The 3,237-nt window shown below is 34.7% G+C and carries 4 protein-coding genes; 3 read left to right on the forward strand and 1 reads right to left on the reverse strand.

The window, feature by feature from the left end; genetic code table 11:
* Positions 1-382: 382 nt before the first annotated feature.
* Positions 383-1,237 (forward strand): glucosaminidase domain-containing protein, encoded by an 855-nt coding sequence (locus IW492_RS17730; protein WP_202069418.1) that lies wholly within the window; start codon positions 383-385, stop codon positions 1,235-1,237.
* A gap of 168 nt (positions 1,238-1,405) precedes the next feature.
* Entirely contained in the window at positions 1,406-1,585 is a 180-nt protein-coding gene (locus IW492_RS17735) for a dioxygenase (protein WP_202069419.1), read from the forward strand.
* A 143-nt stretch (positions 1,586-1,728) separates the two neighbouring features.
* Here IW492_RS17735 and IW492_RS17740 read toward each other — a convergent pair whose 3' ends face one another.
* A complete protein-coding gene (locus IW492_RS17740) occupies positions 1,729-2,091 on the reverse strand; it encodes a DUF5626 family protein (RefSeq protein WP_202069421.1) in 363 nt (120 codons plus the stop codon).
* Positions 2,092-2,531: 440 nt separating this feature from the next.
* On the opposite strand from IW492_RS17740, the gene IW492_RS17745 reads away from it, so the two are divergent.
* Complete coding sequence (locus tag IW492_RS17745; protein ID WP_202069422.1) at positions 2,532-2,810, forward strand: zinc ribbon domain-containing protein; 279 nt, start codon at positions 2,532-2,534, stop codon at positions 2,808-2,810.
* The last annotated feature ends 427 nt before the right edge of the window (positions 2,811-3,237 follow it).

A 3,237-nucleotide genomic window follows, 5' to 3' on the forward strand; every position in this document is an offset into this window, starting at 1 on the left:
GAGTCGTGAGTAATTGTGGTGCTAGCGGGAGACCTTTCTTCAGTGGGCCTTTCAGGCTCTGGCCGGTAATAGAGGCTTTCAGCCGCAGAGCAAACCTCCAGTTCACACTGGAGGTTTTGATTACTTGTAAATACAAATTAGTTAAAGTAATGTATTTGTCATGAAAATAAAATGAAAACGAGCAACAAATCATTTCTAAACCTTAATTATATGCTGTACATACGGAAAATATTCAAAAAAATCAATTTGAAACAAAAATTATTTTTATTACAGTAAAGTTTCAAATAGTTTAAATTTCTTTTTTTTAAAACTAGATTGTTGTTTCTTTTATAAAATACACATAAACTATTACTATGACAATCGTTAGGGAGGAAAAAAGTGAATGGAAATTTATGAAACTCGGAGCAGCAGACATATAAAAAAAGCCGACAGACAAAAGAAGAATATGAACCGTTTTGCATCCAGCATGGGTATTGCTTTACTATCCGTTCCGGTAATGAGCGGAGCCTTTGTTTTTTCTGAAGAAGCTGAAGCAACTGATTATGAACAAATTTCCTCAGTATCTCCTCAGGACTTTATTGAATCGATTGGTTACTCAGCTTCTGCTGTAGCAAGTGCAAATGATTTATATGCTTCCGTTATGATTGCACAGGCTTTGCTGGAAAGCAGCTACGGAAATTCTCAGCTGGCTTCTGCACCTAATTATAACCTATTCGGTGTGAAAGGAAGCTACAATGGTCAAACCGTTTATATGTCAACCACAGAATATCTTGAAGGACAGTGGCTTGTTACTTCAGAGCCTTTCAGAGTATACAGCTCTTATTATGAATCGTTTTTAGATCACGCAAATGTTCTCTTATCAGCGGTTTCAAGCTATGGAGATTATCATTATTCCGGTGTCTGGAAAAGTAATACAACCAGTTATTTGGACGCTACAGCAGCTTTGACTGGCGTGTATGCGACAGACCCAAGCTATGCGCAAAAACTAAATTGGCTGATTGATGCCTATGGATTGACACGTTTTGATTCAGGAAGTGATTACAGCTATTATACCGATTATTCTGCCGGAGAAGCAGTTGATTATACTGCATCAGGGCTTTCAAGCTATACGGTACAATCTGGAGATACGTTATGGGGAATCGCTGAAAGCTATGGCATTACAGTGGATCAGCTTATGTCTTTAAACGGTCTTTCCGGGGATATGATTACAGTTGGTCAAATCATTGAAGTTCGTTAATACTGATAAAGCAGAAAATACGCAGAGAAGCTGGAAAACAGCCTTTCTGCGTGTTATTTTTTGGATGTTCTGAAAGCTAGGGGTTCCAGCGAGGGAGTAAAAAAGCCTCCTAAACAGTTAAGATGAAGTTGGTTTCCCTCTAATGAACTTCTTCAGGAAAATGAAGCATTGAAACAAAGAATTAAAGAAAATAATGAAACGATAGAAGAGTATCGTAAAAAATTGAACTGGATTCATGATATAGGAAGAGGAGAAAAAGATGAAGGATTACTTTTGTTAATTGCTGTCATCGGTTTGTCTGTAGCAGCACCATTAGGATTATTACTTGCGCCAATTATTGTGAAATGAAATAAAAAAAGCAACACATTTTATAGGCTAATTAACGTTGTATGTGCGTGTTGCTTTCTGATTAATTTATATTTCATGTTTATTATGATCGGTGACTATCTTTTGTGGGATCAAAAAATTGAAGTAAACTATATACCGGAGTCCTAAGTGAGAACCGAAACATTCAAGTTAGAGCTATTGATTGTTGCACGAAATTTGATATTTGTTGTAGATGTTCCTGCCTTTCTTTTTAAATAGTAGATTGCTTGTTTTGAATGGTCAATTTGTAAAGATTTACGAGTAAATGAACCGGAGATAGCGGTAGCACTCGCATTTTTTGTTGAAGTAATTGAGTTATTTTTTACAATCACCTGATAGCTGACTTTCCAAGAGTCCTTTCTTTCTGTTGAAACGGTATACGTACCATTTCCCAACACTCGAAAAAGAGAGGGCTCTTTTTCTGCTGAAAAGCTGTTTTTGCGTGTTGTATAACGAATAGGTAACCGATTTTTGATCTTTTTCAGCATGAGTAACTGAGCTGTTTCCAACAATGCAAAAAAATATTGAGACGTCTAAAATTAATACTTTTTTTCATTATTATTACTCCTCATTCTTTATAATTCAACAGTACAAAAGAAGGGGGAAAAAGTAAGCACTGTTCTGTTTACAGTGTGTCAACTCATGATTGTTTTCAGTATTAACAAGAATATTTTAGATAAGAGCAATTAGATTAGGGAGTAAAATAATTTCAATGACAGCAGGGATGTATATTCCTAAAAACAAGGCTTAAAAAGAAATCCGCATATCTTTCTCAAGTAAAGACAATAAAACTGAAAATTTCATTATTTTTATCGCGATACCGTAGTTGATTAATCTAAATTCTATTTCTTCCAACTTTTGTTGTTCAAAAATATTAATTTAAGAATGAAGTATGATATACTATTTCTTTCGAAAGGATGTGAGTAAAATGAATAAACAAAAAATAACCTATTGTGGTTCGTGTGGGAAACCAATGAAAAAACAAGAAGATTTTGGGAGTGAGCAAGATGGAGTACTATCAGGAAAATTTTGTGCCTTATGCTATCAAAATGGAACATGGACAGACCCCGACATAAGCTTCAATGAATTTTATGAAAAATCATATCAAGGATTTTTAAATTCAGACATGAAACGAATCGAGAAATTTTTCTTGAAAAGAATGTACACAAAAAAATTTGTAGCGAAATTAGAACGCTGGAGTAAATAATTTCGAACGTTTGGATTGCTCTCTAATTAAAAATAACTTCAAAGATGCTGTTGGTAAAAAACTACAGTGTCTTTTTTTGTTTGCTACTAGGCTTGGTGATAGAGTATCGTTATGACAAAGCGGGTAATCAGATCAAATCGCTTATGATAGGGAGCAGCCACGCAAATCACCCCAAAATCTTTTACTGTAAAAGATTTTGGGAGAAAAGAAAAGAGAAACTCCAATTTTTTTTCGAAGTTTCTCTTAGGTTGACGATGTTTACTACCTGGAGTTTCTTATATTTTCAGGATCGTTTGGCTTAATTTGGCTCTATAATTTATTGGACTGATAGAAAAAAATCTATCGGTCCTATTTTCTCATTAAAAAACAAGGAAGACACACAACATTTCCGCTAGAATAGAATCACCACAAAACCAACTAGAAAGGA

Origin of the sequence: Enterococcus sp. BWB1-3 (assembly GCF_016745275.1) — a bacterium.
Classification (GTDB): domain Bacteria; phylum Bacillota; class Bacilli; order Lactobacillales; family Enterococcaceae; genus Enterococcus_L.

Coding starts and splice junctions, on each gene's coding strand:
- IW492_RS17730 (WP_202069418.1), top strand. CDS start 383: ATGGAAATTTATGAAACTCGGAGCAGCAGACATATAAAAAAAGCCGAC.
- IW492_RS17740 (WP_202069421.1), bottom strand. CDS start 2,091: ATGCTGAAAAAGATCAAAAATCGGTTACCTATTCGTTATACAACACGC.
- IW492_RS17745 (WP_202069422.1), top strand. CDS start 2,532: ATGAATAAACAAAAAATAACCTATTGTGGTTCGTGTGGGAAACCAATG.